This window comes from Nocardioides alkalitolerans DSM 16699 (genome assembly GCF_000426525.1).
GTDB lineage: Bacteria > Actinomycetota > Actinomycetes > Propionibacteriales > Nocardioidaceae > Nocardioides > Nocardioides alkalitolerans.
On sequence record NZ_AUFN01000004.1, the window covers coordinates 1 to 4778 of the forward strand.

The following is a 4778-nucleotide window of genomic DNA, read 5'->3' on the forward strand; positions in this document are numbered from 1 at the left end:
TCCGGGCACTCCACCGGCCCCCGTCATCAGAACCTGCCCGGGGAGGGCGAAAAACGGTCGGCAACGCAGAAGCCCACCACCCGGCCCCGGCGCAGGAAGGGGCCACCATGCCCACCAACACCGCACAGAACAGCGACACCACCAGCCACGACGGCCAGGACGCCCCCACGACGAGCGGCTGGGCCGAGCAGGTCGGGACGATCGTGCACGTCGCCCCGAACGTGCTGCACCTGGTCCGCAACGTCCGCGACGCCCAGCCCGACAAGGGCCTCATCGACTCCATCCGCGAGGTCGGCGTGCTGGAGCCCATCACCGCTCTCGTCTACGTGGGCGCGAAGATCGAGCAGAACAGCAGCGACGGGTCCGACGGCTCGGACGACGAGGCCCTGGTGGTGCGGTTCGGGCACCGCCGGACCCTCGCTGCCGTCGAGGCCGGACGCGACACCGTTCCGGTGTACCTGGTGGGCACCACCGACAACCTCACCGGCGACGAAGAGGCCGCTACCGGGATCAGCCGGGTCATCGAGCAGCGTGACGAGAACACACACCGTGCCGGGCTCACCGTGGCCGACGACCTCGCTGCCGTGGGCCAACTGGCGGCGTTCGGACTCTCCGCTAACCAGATCGCCAAGCGCGCGCGGATCAAGCGCGGCGACGTCGACAACGCGCTGAGCGTCACCAAGTCGGCCCGGGCCAGCGGTGCGGCCGCTCGCTGGGACGACATGACCCTCGACCAGCTGGCCGTCGTCGCGGAGTTCGAGACCGACAGCGACGCCGTCACCGCGCTCCGCGCGGCGTGCAAGACCGGTCAGTTCGCCCACGTCGCCCAGCGGCTGCGCGACGACCGCGCCCGCCAGGCCGCCCGCGACGCGGTCCTCTCCCCCATCGCCGAGTCGGGCATCACCGTGATCGATGCGCCGTCGTGGATGGACGGCACCACCAAGCCGCTGTCTGCGCTGCGCCTCGACCCGCACACCGACCCCGGGACGCTCACCGACCCGGCCGACTACGCCAGCGCGCACGGCTCGTGCCCTGGCCACGTCGCCTGGGCCGAGGAGACCTACGTGTGGGTCGACAGCGAGGGCAACGAGTTGGACGAGGACGTCGAGGTCGAGGACGACGGCACCGAGGAGAGCGCCGCCCAGATCGCCGCCCACGTCGCCGCGTGGGACGACGCGGAGCAGGTGGCCCGCTGGGACGTGACCTACGGCTGCACCGAGTGGCACACCAACGGTCACGTCCGTCTCTGGGGCCGTGTCACCAACCTCGACGACACCGGGAGCAGCGACCCGTCGGGGTCGGGCCTCTCCCCCACCGAGGAAGACGCGGCCGACGCTGCCCGTCAGCGCGCCGATGCCGCCGAAGCCGAGGCCGAGGCCAAGCGCGCCCAGCGCCGCCTGGTCATCGAGAACAACAAGGCGTGGGACGCCGCCCAGGTCGTGCGCCGCGACTGGATCGCCACCCACCTGGCCACCCGCAAGACCCCGCCCAAGGGAGCCGGCGCGTTCATCGGCACCACCATCTGCCTCGACCGCCACCTGTTCGGAGACGTCGAGGGCAACCACCTCGCCGCCGCCTGGCTCGGCGCGAGCGACGCCCCCACCTACGGCGTCGACACCACCCCGGTACGCCTCGCGGCCGCCGCGAGCGACAACCGAGGCGTCGTCATCACGCTCATCCAGGTCCTCGCGCTCATCGAGGCCAGCACCGGACGCCACACCTGGCGCCAGAACGGCGAGAACAACACAGCAGGCCGCTACCTGCGCGCCCTCAAGGACTGGGGCTACACCCTCTCCGACGTCGAGGAGTTCACCATCAGCGCCCAGACCGCCTAACCCACCGACTCCGGCTCCCCCGGGACACACACCCCGCGGGAGCCGGAGCCCCCCGGCGGGCGGTTTGCGGACCACGCCGGCATCGAGCCGGCACGACCCGCGCTGCCGCTCCCACGTCGGCCCACCCGGGACCGGCCACACCATGACAACCGCCGCGAATGACATCATTAACGCTGTTAGCAGCGTTGCGAGTAATGATGGTGTTACCAGTATTACTGTCCTTCCCAGTGTTGATGGTGTTACTGTTGTAAGACGCGTTTACAGCATTACCGCCAAGAGCAGCAATGACAGTGTTGGCAGTGTTGACGTCCCCCCGTTCACAAGCCTGAGGAGTCCGACATGAGTGACGGCGTTCTGGACCGCGTCATCGCGGTCATCAACGGCAAGGGAGGCGTACTGAAGACCACCCTGGTGGCCAACATCGGGGGCTTGCTGGCCGCCAGCGGCTTCCGGGTCCTCCTGGTCGACCTCGACCCGCAGGGCAACCTCGCCGAGGACCTCGGCTACACCGGTGACGAGCGTGACGACGAGGGCATCGCGTTGTCGAAGAGCCTGATCTTCGGGGGCGCGCTCGAGCCCGTGCGCGCTGTGCGGGAGAACCTGGACGTGCTGCCCGGGGGAGCAGCGCTCGACCAGGCCACTGCCGCGCTCGCGGTGAAGGCCAACAAGTCGCCCGACGACGCCAAGCTCGCCCTGGCGAACGCTCTTCGCCCGATCGCCGGCGACTACGACATGATCCTGCTCGACTGCCCTCCCGGCGACGAGACCCTGCAGACCGCGTCGATCGCCGCCGCGCGCTGGGCGCTCGTGCCGGTCAAGTCCGACAAGTCGTCGCGCAAGGGCCTGACCGCCGTGGCCAGCCGACTCGACAGCGTCGTCAGCATCAACCCCACCCTCGACCTCCTCGGCGTCGTGCTCGTCGCTACCGGCAGCGGCAGCAAGGCCATCCACCGCGAGGCCCGCGAGGGGATCGCGGCCCTCTTCGGTGGCGACAGCGACGTCACCTTCACCGCGACCGTGCGGCACTCCGAGGCCACGGCGCAGGCCACCCGCGAGAGGGGCTTGCTCGTGCACGAGCTCGAGGAGCGCGTGAGCAACGGACCCAAGTGGTACGAGATCCGCGCCGGCAGCGCGCGCGCCGAGGGCCTCGCGCCCCGCAGCGCCGGCTCCGTGGCCGACGACCTCCAGGCCGTCGCACAAGAGCTCGTCACTCGCATCACCGCCGCCGAGGCCGACCGAACGGGAGCCCAGGCATGACCGAGAACCGCAGGTCCATCGAGGGACTGTCGCCGCGTCGTGGCGAGCAGGACCTCTCACGACTCCGGCGAAGCAACCGCCCCCAGACCACGGAGCAGCCGGCCGCCGCCGCGCCGTCCACCAGCCAGACCGCGGGGCCGTCGACGGACCAGCAGGTCGACACGGACTCCGTGTCGACGCCGCCGGCGGTCACGGCCGTGGCGACCCCAGATACTCCGACGACGGCGGCCGCGAAGACGCGCGCCACCATCTACCTCGACAACGAGCTGCGCGGCCGCTCCCGCACCGCCTACCGGGCCACCGCCCAGCAAGAGGGCGAGAGCTCGTGGTCGGAGTTCATCGAGAACGCCATACGCCGAGAGGTCGAGCGGCGCGAGCACCTGTACAACGCCGGAACCTCCTACGAGATCTCCACCCAGCCACTCCCGACCGGACGCCCACTCGGCTGACAACACCACCGCCGCCCAGGCATCCTGAGACCCGGTGACACCACCTCCCCACTGACCGTCTGCGTCGGTCGATCCCAACAGGGGAGAGGTGACACCACGCTCGCGGTCAGTCCCACGAGACCGCGAACACCCGCTGTGGCGGGCGCCCGCGACGTTCTGCGCGTCCCAGGGCGCCCGCCACAGCCCTTCTCCCGGAGCCCGCTTCTGCTGACGCGCGCCAGCGCCGCACAAAAATTAATCGCGAGAACGTTGTGCAACGTCGTCTAATACTTCATTGTAGAGGCGTTCCATCATGGAACACCCGAAAGAAGCCGGAATGTCCCGCCGCCCAGACACTTGCGATGAACGAGGCGGCGGGACAACCTCAACGCGAAGGATGACAACAATGAGTGACCACGACAACCTTGTCCTGAACCTTGCTGGGCTCGGACCCAACGACGTCGCCGCGGTGCTGGAGTTTGTTGAGCAGAGACGGGCGGGCGCCACGTCCAGCGTCGAGTACGAGATCGACTACGACGTCGAGGTTCTCCCGAGCCTGACCACGATCGCGCGGGACGCGTTTGGGGTGAACTTCGAGACCGTACGCGCCTCGACCCTCGCCGCCCTCCAGGAGGACGACACCCTCGGCTGGACCGTTGCAGCGGTGGAGGCACTCCGTGAGGACCTCTGGGGGCGCGCGGACGTCCAGCTGCAGGCGTTTGACCACGCGATCATCTTCGGTCAGGGACGCATCACCCGCGCCGAGCTGTACGACCTCGGCCAGTACAACGCCACGCGCAAGCTGAACAACTGGACGGCGCCGTTCAAGGGCGCGCGCGACTGGATTGTTAGCAAGGCCCCTGAGTACGGGGTGCCCGAGGACCACACGCTCGACACGTGGCTCCCGATGGAACCCGACTACGGCCCGGGAACGGGCTTCCGTAAGGCGATCGCGTTCGACGTGCTCGACGAGATCGTCCGCCTGGTGTGGACCAAGGCCTGACCCAAACCGGACGCTGCGGGCGTGCCCTAACGGGCACGCCCGCAGTGCGTATCCGGGGAATGCGCGTGGCGATCACCCTCGATGTAATCGTGAGCAACTGGTCCGCACGCTCGGGCTGCGCCCTCGAACCGGCCGGTCCTACGGCCCGGACGCCAGCTGTGCCCGCACGGTGCTCCGCGCTCGCGAGCTCGCGCTACCCACCGCACGGGGAAGTTTTCTCCTCCCCGGGCCACTGATTCTGGGGGCCGCGTGCCC

Annotated in this window: 4 protein-coding genes; all 4 read left to right on the plus strand. The window is 69.5% G+C overall.

The genetic code is table 11. The features are described from left to right. Positions 1-107: 107 nt before the first annotated feature. Positions 108-1835 (plus strand): ParB/RepB/Spo0J family partition protein, encoded by a 1728-nt coding sequence (locus tag K329_RS0100665; RefSeq protein ID WP_028471550.1) that lies wholly within the window; start codon positions 108-110, stop codon positions 1833-1835. A gap of 339 nt (positions 1836-2174) precedes the next feature. Beyond that, on the plus strand, positions 2175-3092 hold the full coding sequence (locus K329_RS0100670; RefSeq protein ID WP_028471551.1) for a ParA family protein: 918 nt from the start codon (positions 2175-2177) through the stop codon (positions 3090-3092). After that, entirely contained in the window at positions 3089-3541 is a 453-nt protein-coding gene (locus K329_RS29180; protein WP_052336207.1) for a ParB family protein, read from the plus strand. Before K329_RS0100670 ends, K329_RS29180 begins: the two co-directional genes overlap by 4 nt. A gap of 385 nt (positions 3542-3926) precedes the next feature. Continuing rightward, positions 3927-4523, plus strand: a complete 597-nt coding sequence (locus K329_RS23665; RefSeq protein WP_052336208.1) for a hypothetical protein — start codon at positions 3927-3929, stop codon at positions 4521-4523. Positions 4524-4778 lie beyond the last annotated feature (255 nt).